The following is a 13,848-nucleotide window of genomic DNA, read 5'->3' as shown; positions in this document are numbered from 1 at the left end:
CCCTACGCCGGGCGGGCGGTGAGCGTGAGCAGGACCGCCTCGGGGCGGCACGCGATCCGCACGGGGGCGAAGCGCGAGGTGCCGATTCCGCCGGAGACGTTCAGCGGCACCGAGCGGCCGCCCTCCTCCCACACGGTGAGGCCCTTGGCACGCCAGGTGGGCAGGTCGCAGTTGGAGACGAGGGCGCCGTAGCCGGGAAGGCAGATCTGGCCCCCGTGCGTGTGGCCGGCGAGGATGAGCTCGGCGCCGGCCTCGGCGAAGTGGTCCAGCACCCGCTGGTAGGGGGCGTGGATGACGGCGACCTTCAGCGCCGGCCCCTCGGAGGGGCTGGGCACCGGCCAGCCGGCGTAGCGCTCGCGCCGCAGATGCGGATCGTCGACCCCTGAGAAGTCGAGCCGGACGCCGCCCACGCTCATCGACTGCGCGCGGTTGGTCAGGTCGAGCCAGCCCGCGGCCCCGAACGCGGTGAAGAGGCTGCGCCAGTCCAGCTCGATGCGGCGGGGGAGGGGCTTCCGGTTCGAGGGCCCCAGAAGATAGGCGGCGGGGTTCTTCGCGACCGGCGCGTAGTAGTCGTTCGAGCCCGGGACGAACACCCCGGGGAACCGCAGGAGCGGCTTGAGGGCCGTGACGAGCGGCAGGACCGCCTCGGGGTGGCTCAGGTTGTCACCGGTGTTCACCACGAGGTCGGGCTCGAGGTCGGCCAGCCCTGCGAGCCAGCGGACCTTCGCCCCCTGGCCCGGCACGAAGTGGATGTCGCTCAGGTGCAGGACCCGGAGCGGCCCGGAGCCCGGCGGGAGGATGGGCACGGTCTCCTCGCGGAGCGTGAACTGGTCCTTCTCCCACCAACCGTAGGCTGCCGCGGCGGCGCCCGCGCTCAGGCCCAGACCCGCGAGGAGGCCAGCACGCCGCGCGGCCCTCGCCAGGGCGGCGCCGGACGTGCCCCGCGCCGGCCGCATGCCGGGCGCCGACTGTCGCGCTCCAGCGCCCACGCCTCAGCCCTTGCCCTTGCCCTTGACGGGCGCCGGCGCCGGGGCCGGCTGGGGCGCCTGGGCCGGCGGCTGGACGGGCTGCGGTGCGGGCTGCTGCGCGTTCTGCTGCTGGCCGCCCTGCTGCGACGAGGCCGGGGTCGACCCGGTGTTCGCGCCGCTGATCAGGTTCTGCGGCGGAGCCTCGAAGGCGCCGTTGTCGTAGAGGGGTGCGGCCTTCTGCATGAAGTACGCCCACTGCGGGCCGGCGATGAAGGCACCGTCGACCGACTTGTAGAACCTGCCGTTGATGGTGATGTCGCGCCCGATGGTGGACGAGGCCGGGTCCTTCAGCGCCTCGCCGAAGAACGAGGCGGTCGCGAGGCCCTTCGTGTAGCCGACCACCCAGGTCTGGTTGTTGTAGTTGTTCGTACCGGTCTTCGCGGCATCCGGGTAGGGCAGCTTGATGGTCTGGCCGGAGGCGTCCTTGATGTTGTAGCCGGAGCCCTTCGTGAGGACGTCCTGGAGCACGTTCGTGGCGGCCCTCGCCACCTCGGGCTTGATGGCGTTCTGCTGGCAGGTCGGCGCCTGGCCCCCGATCCGCTTCCCCTGGGCGTCCGTGACGTCGGTGATCGAGATCGGGGTGCAGTAGGTGCCGTCGGCCGCGAAGGTCGCGAAGGCGCTCGCCATCGTCAGCGGGGCCACATTCATGCCGCCGAGCAGGTTGCCGAGGGTGTGGAGGTCGAGCTTCTTGCCGTTGCCCTCGCCGTCGTGCATGCCGAGCGCGTCCGCCGCCCGCTGGATGTCGCAGAAGTCGTTCAGGCCCGCGGCCGAGGCGAAGGTCGCGGTGTTGATCGACTGGTAGATGCCCTCGCGCACCGTCATCGGCCGGTACCAGTTCGGCTCGTCATTCTGGAGGTCGGTGGAGCCTTCCACCGTGTCGTCGTACCAGCCCACGACCGGGGTGCAGGTCGTCTTCCACGGGAAGCTCTTGGGGTAGCGGCGCTGGGCCGCGTTGACGATGGCGTTGGTCGACTTGCCCTCGTTGAGCCACGCCGTCAGGGTCACGGGCTTCATCGTCGAACCGGGCTGCATGCCTCCCGCGCCGCCGAGCGCATTGCCGGAGGGGTCGCTGCGTTCGACGTTGACGTTGTACGACGTCACGAAGCTCGAGCCCTGGCCCTCCAGCATGCGCGAGTTCTGGGCCATCGAGACGATCTTCCCGGTGCCCGGCTGGACCGTCACGAGGGAGGCGGCCCACTTGAGCGGGTTGTCCCCGGCCGTCGCATCGACCTGCTGCTGCGCGGGCGCCTGGAGGCGCGGGTCGAGGGTGGTCTTGATGGTGAGCCCCCCGCGCATGATCCGGGCCGTGCGCTCCTTCTCGTCCGCCCCGTACGCGGGATCGTTGAGGATCTGGTGGAGCACGTAGTCGCAGAAGTACTGCGCCGTCTGGGCGTACGGGCATCCCTGCTTGGGCGGATTGACCTTGGTCTTGACCGGCGTCGCGACGGCGTCGTCATGTTGCTTCTGGTTGATCTTGCCGTGCTGGAGCATGGCGTCGAGCACGAGGTCGCGGCGCTTCTTCGACGCCTCGGGGTGCGCGATCGGGTCATACATCGACGGGCTGTTGACCAGGCCGGCGAGGAGGGCCGCCTGGGGCAGCGTGAGGCTCTTGGCGTCCGTCGAGAAGAAGTACTGGCTCGCGGCCTCGATGCCGTAGGCGTTGGCGTTGAAGAACACGATGTTGAGGTAGCCCTCGAGGATCTGGTCCTTGGAGAACTTCTTCTCGAGCGCGATCGCGAGCTTCATCTCGCGCAGCTTGTCCCCGACGCCCTTGTTGAGGCCGTTGAGGAGCACCTCATCGGCCTTGCCCTGCGCCACGAGGTTCTCGTTGATGACGTTGTTGACGTACTGCTGCGTGAGGGTCGAGGCGCCCTGCCGGCCGCCGCGGAAGTTGGCCGCGAGGGCGCGCAGGATGCCGGTGGTGTCCACGCCGCCGTGCTCGTAGAAGCGGTAGTCCTCGATGGCCACGATCCCGTCCTTGATGTACGGGGACATCTGGTCGAGCGAGACCTTGGTGCGGTTCTCGGAGAACAGCGTGGCGATCTGCGAGCCGTCCGCGGCCAGGATCTTGGTGACCTGCCCGGGCGGCTCGACCGTGAGCTCGCTGGGCAGGCTGTCGAAGAACTGGACAGAGCCGTTGGCGGCGCTGCCGGTGACGGCCGCGGCGGGCACCAGGAGCCCCGCAACCAGCACGCCACAGACCGCACTCACGCCGAGGAATGCGAGGATCTTGCCCAGAGTGGTGGCCGTGTCAAAGACAGGGTTCTTGCCAGACGCCATGTGGGCCAGTCTAACGGGAGGGGCTAATCTGGGCTCATGACCGCCTGGGAATACGCCACCGTGCCGCTCATCGTCCATGCGACGAAGCAGATCCTCGACCAGTGGGGAGAGGACGGCTGGGAGCTCGTCCAGGTGGTCCCGGGCCCGGGCGGAAACGGACTCGTCGCGTACATGAAGAGGGAGAAGCAGGCATGAGCCAGGAGCAGACCGCGCCGACACAGGCTGAGGTGAGCAGCGCCGTCGAGCGCCGCCTCGCTGACCTGGGTCTGAGCCTGCCCGAGGTCGCCGCCCCCGTGGCCGCCTACGTCCCGGCGGTGGTGAGCGGCTCGACCGTCTACACCTCCGGCCAGCTGCCCTTCATCTCCGGCAAGCTCCCCGCCACCGGCAAGGTCGGGGCGGAGGTGAGCCCCGAGGACGCCAAGGCGTACGCCGAGGTGTGCATCATCAACGCGCTCGCCGCGGTCAAGGCCCAGATCGGTGACCTCGACCGCGTCACGCGCATCGTCAAGGTCGTGGGCTTCGTCGCCTCCGACCCGCAGTTCACGGGGCAGCCCGGCGTCGTCAACGGCGCCTCGGAGCTGCTCGGCAAGATCTTCGGCGAGGCCGGCACGCATGCCCGCTCCGCCGTCGGCGTCGCGGTCCTGCCGCTCGACGCCCCAGTGGAGGTTGAGCTGATTGCTGACTTCGCCTAGGCGCCGTTTCACCCTGCCCAAGCGCCTGCAGGGCGCGGCCCGCAGCTGGCTCGATGAGGCCGACCGCGCCCCGCGCAAGCCCCGGCTCGCCTCCTCCGTCGCGCTCGTGCGGGACGCCCCCGACGGCACCGAGACGTGGCTCACCTACCGCACCGGAGACTCGCCCCTCGGGGTCGTCGCCTTCCCGGGCGGTTCGGTGGAGAACGCCGACCAGGACTCCTTCGACTGGTTCGGGCCCTCCGTGGGCCAGTGGGCGGAGATCCTCGGCACCGACGACTACGCCCTGGCCAGGGTCCACGTGGTCGCCGCCATCCGCGAGCTGTTCGAGGAGACCGGGGTGCTCCTGGCCGGATCCGACGAATCGGTGGTGGTCGAGGGCACCAGCACCGCCGACTGGGTCCGCGCGCGCGAGGCCCTCGCCGGCCAGGAGATCGGCTTCGCCGAACTGCTCGCCAAGCGCGGGCTGGGCCTTCGCACCGACCTGCTGCGCTCCCTCGTGCACTGGGTGACCCCGGACTTCGCGCACCGCCGGTTCGACACGCGCTACTTCGCCGCCACGCTTCCCGTCGGGCAGACCCCGACCCTCCTGCCGAGCAAGGGCGTGTGGGGCCAATGGGTGAGCGCCGCGACGATCATGGCGGAGAAGGAGACGAGCGCCCTGGGCGACGAGGTGGGCGAGCCGGACACCCGCGGCCTCGCCCTGCCCGAGCTGCTCGTGCCCGCCACCGAGATCATCCTCGCCAAGATGGCCAAGGCCAGGGGCTGCATCGCCTACCTCAACCTCAAGCGGAGCAACCACGTCTACCAGGCCGAGCTCGTCGAGGACGCCGGCCAGCTCTACCTTGAGGTGACGGCCCCGGGGGCCGTCGCGCCGCCGACCGAGGCGCTGCGCGCCGTCGCCCGTCCGGGCGAGCAGGCCTAGCGCAGGCAGGGCCGGGCGACGCCAGGAAGCAGCGCACAAGGAAGGAGCCGGACCCCGCAGGGTCCGGCTCCTTCCTGGTGTTCTTAGGGCTCAGCGGGAGCCGCGCTCAGCGGGAGCGCTGGCGCAGGCGCTGCATGTCCAGGATCACGACGGCGCGCGCCTCGAGCCGGATCCAGCCGCGCTGGACGAACTCGGCCAGGGCCTTGTTGACCGTCTCGCGGGAGGCGCCCACCAGCTGGGCGAGCTCCTCCTGGGTGAGCTCGTGGGCCACGAGCACGCCGTCGGTCGCCGGGCGGCCGAAGCGGTCGGCCAGGTCCAGCAGGGCCTTCGCGACGCGGCCGGGGACGTCCGAGAACACGAGATCCGAGAGCGAGTCGTTGGTGCGGCGCAGGCGGCGGGCGAGGGCCTGCAGCAGCTGCGCGGAGACCTCCGGGCGGGACCGCAGGAGCGCCACGAGGGCCTCGTTCTTCAGCCCGGCGAGGCGGGTCTCGGAGACGGCCGTCGCGGTGGCGTTGCGGGGCGCCGGGTCGAACAGGGCCATCTCGCCGAAGAGCTCGCCGGGGCCGAGGATCGCCACGAGGGACTCGCGGCCGTCGGGGGAGGTGCGGCCGAGCTTCACCTTGCCGGAGACGATGAAGTAGAGCTGGTCGCCCTGGTCGCCTTCGCGGAACACCGACGCGCCCCGGGACAGGTCCACCTCGGTGAGCTCATCCGTCAGCAGGCGGAACCCTTCGTCGTCGAGCGTGGCGAAGAGCGGTGCGCGGCGCAGTACCTCGAGGTCCAATTCAGTCTCCTAGTGTCAGTTGCATTCGCTTGCTTGCGCTGGGCTCATTGTTTCAGATACCGCGGACCTTTTGTGACGAACTTGGCAGGCGACACAGCACACAGCCCGCGCAAGGACGCGCCGCCAGGGGCGCACCGGCCTCCCAGTGAGGGGTCAGGACCCGTCGGTAGACTGCCCAGGATGAATCTCCTCGACGTCCTCCTCGTGCTCGTTCTCGTGGGCTACCTCCTCAACGGGATCCGCGCGGGGTTCGTCGTGAGCCTCAGTGGCATCCTCGGCTTCGTCGCCGGTGGCGTGGCCGCCTTCTTTGCCGTCCCGCTCGTGAGCGGGTGGCTCGCACCCGGCGGCTGGCGCGCGGCCGGGATCATCATCACGGCGGTCCTGCTCATGGCCGCGGGCAACGCCGTCGGCTCCGCGATCGGCCAGCGCATCCGCCGGGGGATCCGCTGGAAGGGGGCCACCGCCGTCGACCGCGGCCTCGGCGGGGTGGTCAGCGTGGTGGTTGCGGCGCTCGTGATCTCGATGACCGCCTTCACCGTCTCGAGCATGGGCGTGCCGCTGCTCACGCAGCAGATCGCCGGCTCCGCCGTGGTCCGGGCGCTCGACGACGCGACGCCGGATCCCGTGAAGGAGCAGGCCGCCGCCCTGCGTGCCTTCGTGATCGGCGACGGCCTGCCGAAGCTGATCGAGGGCATCGCCCCGGCCCAGCCGGTCAAGGTCCCGGACTCCGTGGACACCGCGGCGCTGCGCAGCGCCGCGCCGTCCATCCTGCGGATCACCGGCACCGCCTACCAGTGCGGCCAGAACCAGACGGGCTCCGGGTTCGTCGTGTCCCCGGGGCGGATCGTCACCAACGCGCACGTCGTGGCGGGGGTGAGCGAGCCCGTCGTCGAGCTTCCCGGCGGCGGGGCCCGCAGCGGCCGGGTGGTGTACTTCGACGCGGTCCACGATCTCGCCGTGGTGGCCGTGGACGGCCTGAACGTCGCGCCGCTGCAGCTGACCGGGACGAGCCCGGCCGGCACCTCCGCCGCGTTCGGCGGCTACCCCCTCGGCGGCCCCTACCAGCTGCGCCCCGCCGTGGTGCAGGGCACGACGACGGTGCTCGCCCCGGACATCTACGGCACCAACCAGGTGCCCAAGACCGTCTACCAGATCTCCGGCAACGTCCAGCAGGGCAACTCGGGAGGCCCGCTGATGACGCTCGACGGCCGTGTGACCGGCGTGGTCTTCGCCAAGAGCGATTCCACGGCGAACGTGGGCTACGCGATCACCATGGACGAGCTCGCCCCCGTGGCGTCGAAGGCTCCCGGCCTGAGCCAGCCCGTCCAGCCGGGCGTGTGCACGCGGAAGTAGCTAGACGTCCAGCGGCCTGCGGGTCGCCGTGAGGTCGGCGAGGTACTCGATCGCGAACCGGTAGCCGAGCACCCCGGCCCCCGCGATCACCGCCTTGGCGATGTCGCTGAGGTAGGAGTGGTGCCGGAACGGCTCCCGGGCGTGGACGTTGGTGATGTGCACCTCCACGAGCGGCAGCTGGACGGCCGCGACCGCATCCCGGATCGCCACCGACGTGTGCGTGTAGGCGCCCGCGTTGAGCACGATCCCGAGGGCCGTCCCGCGGGCGGCGTGGATCGCGTCCACGAGCGCGCCCTCGTGGTTCGACTGGAAGCACTCCGCGGCGAGGCCCTGGGCCTCCGCGGCCTCGGCGCACAGCCGCTCGATGTCCGCGAGGGTGTGCGTGCCGTACTTCTCCGGCTCGCGGGTGCCCAGGAGGTTCAGGTTGGGGCCGTTGAGGACGAGGACGGTGCCGCGGGTCTGTTCCATGGGTTCACTGTAGGCGAGCCCGGCGCCGTGCCTGCCCTCCGTGGCGGCCTGCCCCCGGCGCGTGACGCTGGGGGAACTCAGGCCGCGGACGCCCCCGCGACCCGCACCGAGGGGATCCGGTCCCGCAGGTGCGAGATGGCCGCGCGCGGCAGGCCGCTGTCGGTGACGAGGCAGTCCGCCTCCTCGAGGCCGCAGATGCTCCCGATGCCCTGGACGCCCCACTTGCTGTGGTCGGCGACGACGACGACGCGCCGGGCCGCCGCGGCGAAGGCCTGGTTGGCCTCCGCCTCGAGCAGGTTCGGGGTGGTGAACCCCGCGTTCTCGTCCATCCCGTGGACGCCCAGGAAGAGGAGGTCGAGGTGGAGGCGCCGGATCGACGCCGTCGCGAGCGGCCCGACGAGCGCGTCCGAGGGAGTGCGCTGGCCCCCGGTCAGCAGGACCGTGGAGCCGGAGGTCGAGGTGCTGAACGCCTCCATGACCCGCACGGAGTTCGTCAGGACGGTGATGCGCGGCCCGGCCGCGAGTGCCTTCGCGAGCACCCACGTGGTGGAGCCCGCCGTCACCCCCACGGCCATGTCCTCGGTGACGAGGGCGGCCGCCTCGAGGGCGATCGCCTCCTTCGCCTCGAGGTGCTGGGTCGACTTGAGGGCGAAGCCGGGCTCGTGCGTGCCGCCCTCGCCGGGGACCATGACGCCGCCGTGGACGCGGGTCAGCAGCCCCGCGTCGCTGAGGGCGTCGATGTCCCGACGGATCGTCACGGCCGAGACCCCGAGGCGCTGGGCGAGGTCGGCGACCTTCACGACGCCCTCGCGCTGGACGGCGTCGAGGATTGCGGTGTGGCGCGCTGCTGCAAGCATCGTCAGCCCTTGCTCGAGCCGAGCGTCAGGCCTGCCACGAACTGGCGCTGCAGCACGAGGTAGATGATGAGGGTCGGGATGACGGTGATGGTGGCCCCCGCGGCGAGCAGGTTGTAGTTGCTGAGGAAGACGCCCTGGAGGTTGTTGATGGCGGTGGTCACCGGGAGCCGGTCGCCGTTCTGGATGAACAGCAGGGGCCAGAAGAAGTCGTTGTAGATGAAGATGACCTCGAGGGTGCCCAGGGCCGCGAACGCCGGCCGGCACAGGGGCATGATGATGGACCAGTACTGGGTCCAGATCCCGGCGCCGTCCACGAGGGCGGCCTCGGTGAGGTCATGCGAGAGCGCCTTCATGTAGTTCGACAGCACGAAGGTGCAGAAGCCGATCTGGAACGCTGTGTCCACCACGATCACGGAGATGTAGGTGTTGAGCAGCGACCCCGAGTCGCTGAACCAGTAGGGCAGCTCGAGGTGTTTGAACATCTGGAACAGCGGCGCCGCGAGGACCTGCGGCGGGAGCAGGTTGCCGGCGGTGAAGAGGATGAGCAGGGCGATGTTGAACTTCCAGCTCACCCGGCTGACCGCGAACGCCATGAGCGAGGCGAAGAACAGGGTCAGGATCACCGTGGGCACGGTGATGAGCGCGGAGTTCCAGAAGTACTTCGAGAACCCGCCCTGGTTCCACGCGGTGACGAAGTTGTCGAAGTTGTACGGGCCGGCGATGCTGAAGTACCCGTGCGCGTTGGTCGACTCGATGGGCCGCAGGGCCGTGTAGAGGGACCAGCCCAGGGGCAGGAGCCACATGACGGCCAGGACGATGAGCACGAGGTGGGTAGCGTAGTGGCGCTTGGGCCTCGAGCCGGCCGGCTCGGCGGCGGTGCGGGCCAGACGGGGAGTCGTGAGCGTGGTCATGATTCCTTGGCCTCCTTCCCGAAGGTGCGCGAGAGGTAGAACGTGATCGGCACGAGGGAGATCACGAGCAGGATGGTGGCGAGGGCAGAGCCGACGCCGATCACCTGGCCTTCGCCGACGAGGTTCTGGATGACGAGGGCGGAGATCAGCTCGAGGCCGTTCGTGCCGCGGTTGATGACGTAGACGATGTCGAAGGCGCGCAGCGACTCGATGATCGTGATGACCACGATGACGATGTTGATGGGCCGCATGGCCGGGAAGATGACGCGGAAGAAGGTCTGCGCCGCGTTCGCGCCGTCGAGGGCTGCGGCCTCCTTGAGCGCCGGGTCGACGCCCTTGAGGCCGGCCAGGTACAGGAGCATGACGTAGCCGGAGTGGCGCCAGGTCGCGGCGACGAGCGCGGCCCAGATGTTGACGCTGCTGTCGCCGAACCAGTCGACGGCCGAGGGCGTGCCCGCCGTGCCGAGGAGGAAGTTCAGCAGGCCGTTGTCGCGCTGGTAGAACAGCTGCCAGATGACCCCGACGAGCGCGAGGGAGAGCATGACCGGGGCGAAGAAGATGCTCTGGTAGATGCGGCTGCCACGGATCTTCTGGTCCAGGAGGACCGCGAGCAGCAGCCCGAGCGGGGTGGCGATGAGGGCGAGGAAGACGAGCCAGAGCACGTTGTGCTGGACGGCCGGCCAGAACGGCGGGTAGTCCTTGACCACGAAGGCGTAGTTGTCGGTCCCGGCGGCGTGGATGTCGTTCACGTCGAGGCCATTCCAGCGGGTGAAGCTGAGGCCGATCGAGAAGAGCGTGGGCAGCCAGACGAACGCGAGCTCGATGAGGGTCGGGACCGCGACCATGAGGGTCAGAACGATCTTGTCCCTTCGCGAGAGACGGCGGACTCTGCGGCGGATGGAGGGCATGGTGAATTCCTGCGGTGGGAGGGCCCGGCGCGGGCGGAACATCGTCCGCCCGCGCCGAAGGGTCGCTGCGTCCGTGGGCTGCCTACTGCGCGGCGTACAGCGCGGCGGCCTGGGACTCGAGGTTCTTGATGTCCACGTTGCCGTCCTTGATGAACGACTGCAGCGCGGGGATCATCACGTTGTTCGCCATGGCCGGCAGCGCGTCCCGGTCGAAGAACTGGCTGATGTTCTTGGCGCCGGCGATCGCGTCCGCGCACTTCTTGTTCAGCGCGGTGAACTTCGAGGTGTCCGCGCCCTTGGCGGTGGCGATGTTCGAGTTGTCGACCGAGTAGTACGCGTTCTGTGCCTCCGGCGTGCCCATGAAGGCGAGGAAGTCCTTCGCGACCTGGTTCTGGCCGCCCTTCTTGGACAGGAGGAGGCCGTCGATCGGGGCCTCGATCGAGTCCTGCCCCTCCACCGCGATCTCGGGGAACGGGAAGAAGTCGATGTCGGCGAGGACCGCGGGATCGGTGAACTGCTGGGTCACGAAGGAGCCGAGCAGGTACATGCCGGTCTTCTTGTCCCCGAGGAGCTTGGCGGCGTCCTGCCAGGTCTGGCCGAGCGCGCCCGGATCCTGGTACGGCAGGAGCGCCTTCCACGTGTCGAAGACCGACTGCACCTTGGGCTGGTTCCACGACTCCTTGTGCGCGCACAGGTCAACATGGAACTGGTACCCGTTCAGGCGCATGTTGATGTAGTCGAACGTGCCCATGGCCGGCCAGCCGTCCTTGTCGGCGAAGCCGATCGGGATGATGCCGTCGCCCTTCATCTTCGCCGCGAGCGTCTTGAGCTCGTCGAACGTCTTCGGGACCGTGTAGCCCTTCTGCGCCCAGAAGCTCTTCCGGTAGAAGAAGCCCCACGGGTAGTTGTAGTTGGGGACGAAGTACATCTTGCCGTCCGGGCCGGTGGAGGCCTTCTTCAGCGCGTCGGAGTAGTTCGCGCCGATCTTCTCCCACACGTCATCGATCGGGGCGAGCAGGCCCTTGCCCGCGTAGTACTGCATGCGGTAGCCGGCGAACCACGTGAACGCGTCGTCGGGGCTGCCCTGGAGGTAGGAGTTGATCTTGTTCTGGAAGTCGTTGTGCGGCACGGTGTTCGTCGTGACGGTGTCGCCCGACTTCTTCTGGAAGGCGTCGACGACGGCCTGGTAGGCGCGCTTGGGCACGTCGTCCGAGGCGGAGGAACCGAAGGTCATGGTCTTGCTGCTGCCGCCGCTGGGGGCCGACCCGCCGGTGCAGGCGGAGAGGAGGGGGACGCCCGCGAGGCCGACAGCGCCGATGCCGAGGGTCTTCAGGAGTGCCCGTCGGTCGAAGGTGAGCGAGGAGGAACCGCTGCGCTGGGTGTTCATGTGCTTCTCCTGGGGTGAAGGACGGGGTCGTCTATGACCTGCGTCACACTGGAAATGGTAGACGTTCGGAAACGTTCAGAAAAGATCAGGAACGAAAGCGTGACCGTCCCGTGACCTTGTCGGTTCAGGCGTGGGCGTCCTCGAGGCGCACGACGGCGACCGCACCGGGCGGCACGGTCAGCTCGCCGCCGACGGGGGTGCCGGAGAGCAGCTCGGTGCCGCTGGCGGGCACCGTCGCCTCGCGCTCGCTGTGGTTGATCGCGAAGAGCCAGGCGGCGCCCTCCGAGACCCGCGTGACGACCTCGAGGTCCTGGCCGGGGGCGCCGTGGGCCGCCGGGCCGAGGCCGGCGTCCTCGAGCACGCGGGGGAGGAAGGTGGCGAGCGCCTCGGCGTCGGGGGACGTGGCGACGTAGTAGGCGTGCCCCGCGCCCGCGGCGTTGCGCGTGACGGCCGGGGACCCCGCCGTCGGCCCTTCCTCGAAGCGCGCCAGGACGTCCGCGCCGGTGGCGCGGCCGAGCTCGCTCCAGCGGTGGCCGCGCCCGCTTCCCAGGCCCACCGTCTCGCCCGCGTGCAGGGGGAAGAACTCCTCGATCTCGACGCCGAGCAGCTCGCGGAACGCCCCCGGATAGCCCCCGCCCGCGACGGGGTCCATGATGATGCGGTCGCACTCGTCGACGATGCCGGAGAAGTACGTCAGCACGAGCGTGCCGCCGCCCTCGACGTACCGGCGCAGGTTCGCCGCGCCGGCCTCCGTGACGAGGTAGAGCATCGGGGCCACGACCAGGGGGTAGGCGGAGAGGTCGTCGGTGCTCTGCCTGACGTCGGCGGTGATGCCGCGGCGGTAGAGCGCGTCGTGCCACTCGCGCAGCTCGCGGACGGGCTGGGCCTCGATGCTCGGGTGGGAGTCCAGCTCGGCGCCCCAGCGGGCATCGGTGTCGAAGACGAGCGCGGCATCCGCGGCCACCCGCGACCCGGCGACTTCCGAGACCGCGCTCAGGGCGTGCCCGAGCTCGACCACCTCGCGCCAGACCTTCGTGTCCGTGCCGGCGTGCGGGACCATGCCCGAGTGGTACTTCTCGGCGCCGGCCCGGGAGGCGCGCCACTGGAAGAACATGATGCCGTCCGCCCCGCGGGCGAGGTGCTGGAACGAGTTGCGGAGCATCTCGCCCGGCGCCTTGGCGATGTTGCGCGGCTGCCAGTTCACGGCCGAGGTCGAGTGCTCCATGAGCAGCCAGGGCCGGCCGCCCGCCCAGCCGCGGGTGAGGTCGGCCGTGAGCGCCAGGTCCTGGTAGTTCCGGAGGTCCTCCGCGATGAGGTAGTGGTCGTTGGAGACGACGTCCATGCTCGCCGACCAGCGCCAGTAGTCGATCGGCGCGGCCAGGCCCATGTTGGTGCCCATGAAGTTGGTGGTGACGGGCTTGTCGGAGTGCGCCCGGATGATCGCGGCCTCGGCCTCGAAGCATTCGAGGAGCGAGTCCGAGGAGAAGCGGGCGAAGTCGAGCTGGTGCGTGGGGTTGACCCACGTGCCCGAGCGCCGCGGCGGCATGACCTCGGCCCAGTCGTAGTAGTGCTGGGACCAGAAGGCCGTGCCCCACGCGTCGTTGAGCGCCTCGAGGGTGCCGTACCGGCGCTCGAGCCAGGCGCGGAAGCCCCGCTCGGCATGCGGCCCGTAGTCGGGCTGGTTGTGGCAGCCGTACTCGTTGTGCACGTGCCACATCGCGACCGCGGGATGGTCCGAGTAGCGCTCCGCGATCGCCGTCGTCAGCGCGGCGGCCGCGCGCCGGTAGTCCGGCGAGCAGGCGGCGAAGGCCTGGCGGGAGCCGTGGGTCTGGCGCACGCCGTCGGCGCCGACGGGGGCGGAATCCGGGTACTTCACCGTGAACCACGGGGGCGGGGAGGCGCTCGCGTTGGCGAGGTCCACCGCGATGCCGTTGGCGTGCAGGAGGTCCATGACCCGATCGAGCCAGCCGAACTCGTACCGGCCCTCCTCGGGCTCGAGGAGGGCCCACGAGAAGATGCCGAGGCTGACGAGGTTGACGCCGGCCTCCCGCATGAGCTCGACGTCCCGGTCCCACACCTCCTCGGGCCACTGTTCCGGGTTGTAGTCCGCGCCGAAGGCGATGCGGGGCGTCCCGTCGCCGAGGCGGCGGGTGAGATCGGTCATGTCCATCAGGAGGCCTGTCTCTTGCTCGGAGGGCTGGGAGGGCGGTCACCCGTGTGACTGCCGTCACCCAGCGTAAGTGATCCGAACAGAAACG

13 protein-coding genes are annotated in these 13,848 nt (G+C 70.0%); 4 read left to right on the top strand and 9 right to left on the bottom strand.

Translation table 11 applies throughout. The annotated features are described in order from the left end of the window. Positions 1-2: 2 nt before the first annotated feature. Positions 3-956, bottom strand: a complete 954-nt coding sequence (locus SA2016_RS16445) for a metallophosphoesterase (protein ID WP_066500155.1) — start codon at positions 954-956, stop codon at positions 3-5. A 36-nt stretch (positions 957-992) separates the two neighbouring features. Continuing rightward, positions 993-3,308: a transglycosylase domain-containing protein gene (locus SA2016_RS16440; protein WP_066500154.1), complete on the bottom strand. Its 2,316-nt coding sequence runs from the start codon at positions 3,306-3,308 to the stop codon at positions 993-995. A gap of 36 nt (positions 3,309-3,344) precedes the next feature. Here SA2016_RS16440 and sp36 point away from each other — a divergent pair, with 36 nt between their 5' ends. The 3 genes from sp36 to SA2016_RS16430 are packed head-to-tail and all read left to right on the top strand — an operon-like array spanning position 3,345 to position 4,922. Further along, positions 3,345-3,503 (top strand): Sp36 family protein, encoded by a 159-nt coding sequence (sp36, locus tag SA2016_RS21035; RefSeq protein ID WP_084249599.1) that lies wholly within the window; start codon positions 3,345-3,347, stop codon positions 3,501-3,503. Continuing rightward, the gene (locus SA2016_RS16435) at positions 3,500-4,000 is read left to right on the top strand and encodes a RidA family protein (RefSeq protein WP_066500151.1); all 501 of its coding nucleotides are present in this window, start codon (positions 3,500-3,502) and stop codon (positions 3,998-4,000) included. The genes sp36 and SA2016_RS16435 overlap by 4 nt, the downstream gene beginning before the upstream one ends. Further along, complete coding sequence (locus tag SA2016_RS16430; RefSeq protein WP_066500148.1) at positions 3,984-4,922, top strand: NUDIX hydrolase; 939 nt, start codon at positions 3,984-3,986, stop codon at positions 4,920-4,922. Before SA2016_RS16435 ends, SA2016_RS16430 begins: the two co-directional genes overlap by 17 nt. A gap of 106 nt (positions 4,923-5,028) precedes the next feature. Here SA2016_RS16430 and SA2016_RS16425 read toward each other — a convergent pair whose 3' ends face one another. Beyond that, positions 5,029-5,706, bottom strand: coding sequence for a Crp/Fnr family transcriptional regulator (locus tag SA2016_RS16425; protein ID WP_066500145.1), 678 nt, complete (start codon positions 5,704-5,706; stop codon positions 5,029-5,031). Between the two features lie 171 nt (positions 5,707-5,877). Between SA2016_RS16425 and SA2016_RS16420 the strand changes: the two genes are divergently transcribed. Next, positions 5,878-7,059 (top strand): MarP family serine protease, encoded by a 1,182-nt coding sequence (locus SA2016_RS16420; protein WP_141305429.1) that lies wholly within the window; start codon positions 5,878-5,880, stop codon positions 7,057-7,059. Here SA2016_RS16420 and aroQ read toward each other — a convergent pair whose 3' ends face one another. The 6 genes from aroQ to SA2016_RS16390 form a co-directional block, all read right to left on the bottom strand. Then, complete coding sequence (aroQ, locus tag SA2016_RS16415; protein ID WP_066500141.1) at positions 7,060-7,527, bottom strand: type II 3-dehydroquinate dehydratase; 468 nt, start codon at positions 7,525-7,527, stop codon at positions 7,060-7,062. Between the two features lie 77 nt (positions 7,528-7,604). After that, positions 7,605-8,384: a DeoR/GlpR family DNA-binding transcription regulator gene (locus SA2016_RS16410; protein ID WP_066500139.1), complete on the bottom strand. Its 780-nt coding sequence runs from the start codon at positions 8,382-8,384 to the stop codon at positions 7,605-7,607. A 2-nt stretch (positions 8,385-8,386) separates the two neighbouring features. Continuing rightward, positions 8,387-9,295, bottom strand: coding sequence for a carbohydrate ABC transporter permease (locus SA2016_RS16405; RefSeq protein WP_084249598.1), 909 nt, complete (start codon positions 9,293-9,295; stop codon positions 8,387-8,389). Further along, positions 9,292-10,203 (bottom strand): carbohydrate ABC transporter permease, encoded by a 912-nt coding sequence (locus SA2016_RS16400; RefSeq protein WP_218030568.1) that lies wholly within the window; start codon positions 10,201-10,203, stop codon positions 9,292-9,294. Before SA2016_RS16400 ends, SA2016_RS16405 begins: the two co-directional genes overlap by 4 nt. Before the next feature lie 82 nt (positions 10,204-10,285). Further along, the gene (locus tag SA2016_RS16395; protein WP_066500132.1) at positions 10,286-11,590 is read right to left on the bottom strand and encodes an ABC transporter substrate-binding protein; all 1,305 of its coding nucleotides are present in this window, start codon (positions 11,588-11,590) and stop codon (positions 10,286-10,288) included. A gap of 124 nt (positions 11,591-11,714) precedes the next feature. Continuing rightward, a complete protein-coding gene (locus SA2016_RS16390) occupies positions 11,715-13,754 on the bottom strand; it encodes a beta-galactosidase (RefSeq protein ID WP_066502725.1) in 2,040 nt (679 codons plus the stop codon). Positions 13,755-13,848 lie beyond the last annotated feature (94 nt).

It is taken from the genome of Sinomonas atrocyanea, assembly GCF_001577305.1.
Classification (GTDB): Bacteria; Actinomycetota; Actinomycetes; order Actinomycetales; family Micrococcaceae; genus Sinomonas; species Sinomonas atrocyanea.
The sequence above is the reverse complement of the archived record's forward strand: the minus strand, read 5'-3'. Positions and strand labels throughout refer to the sequence as shown.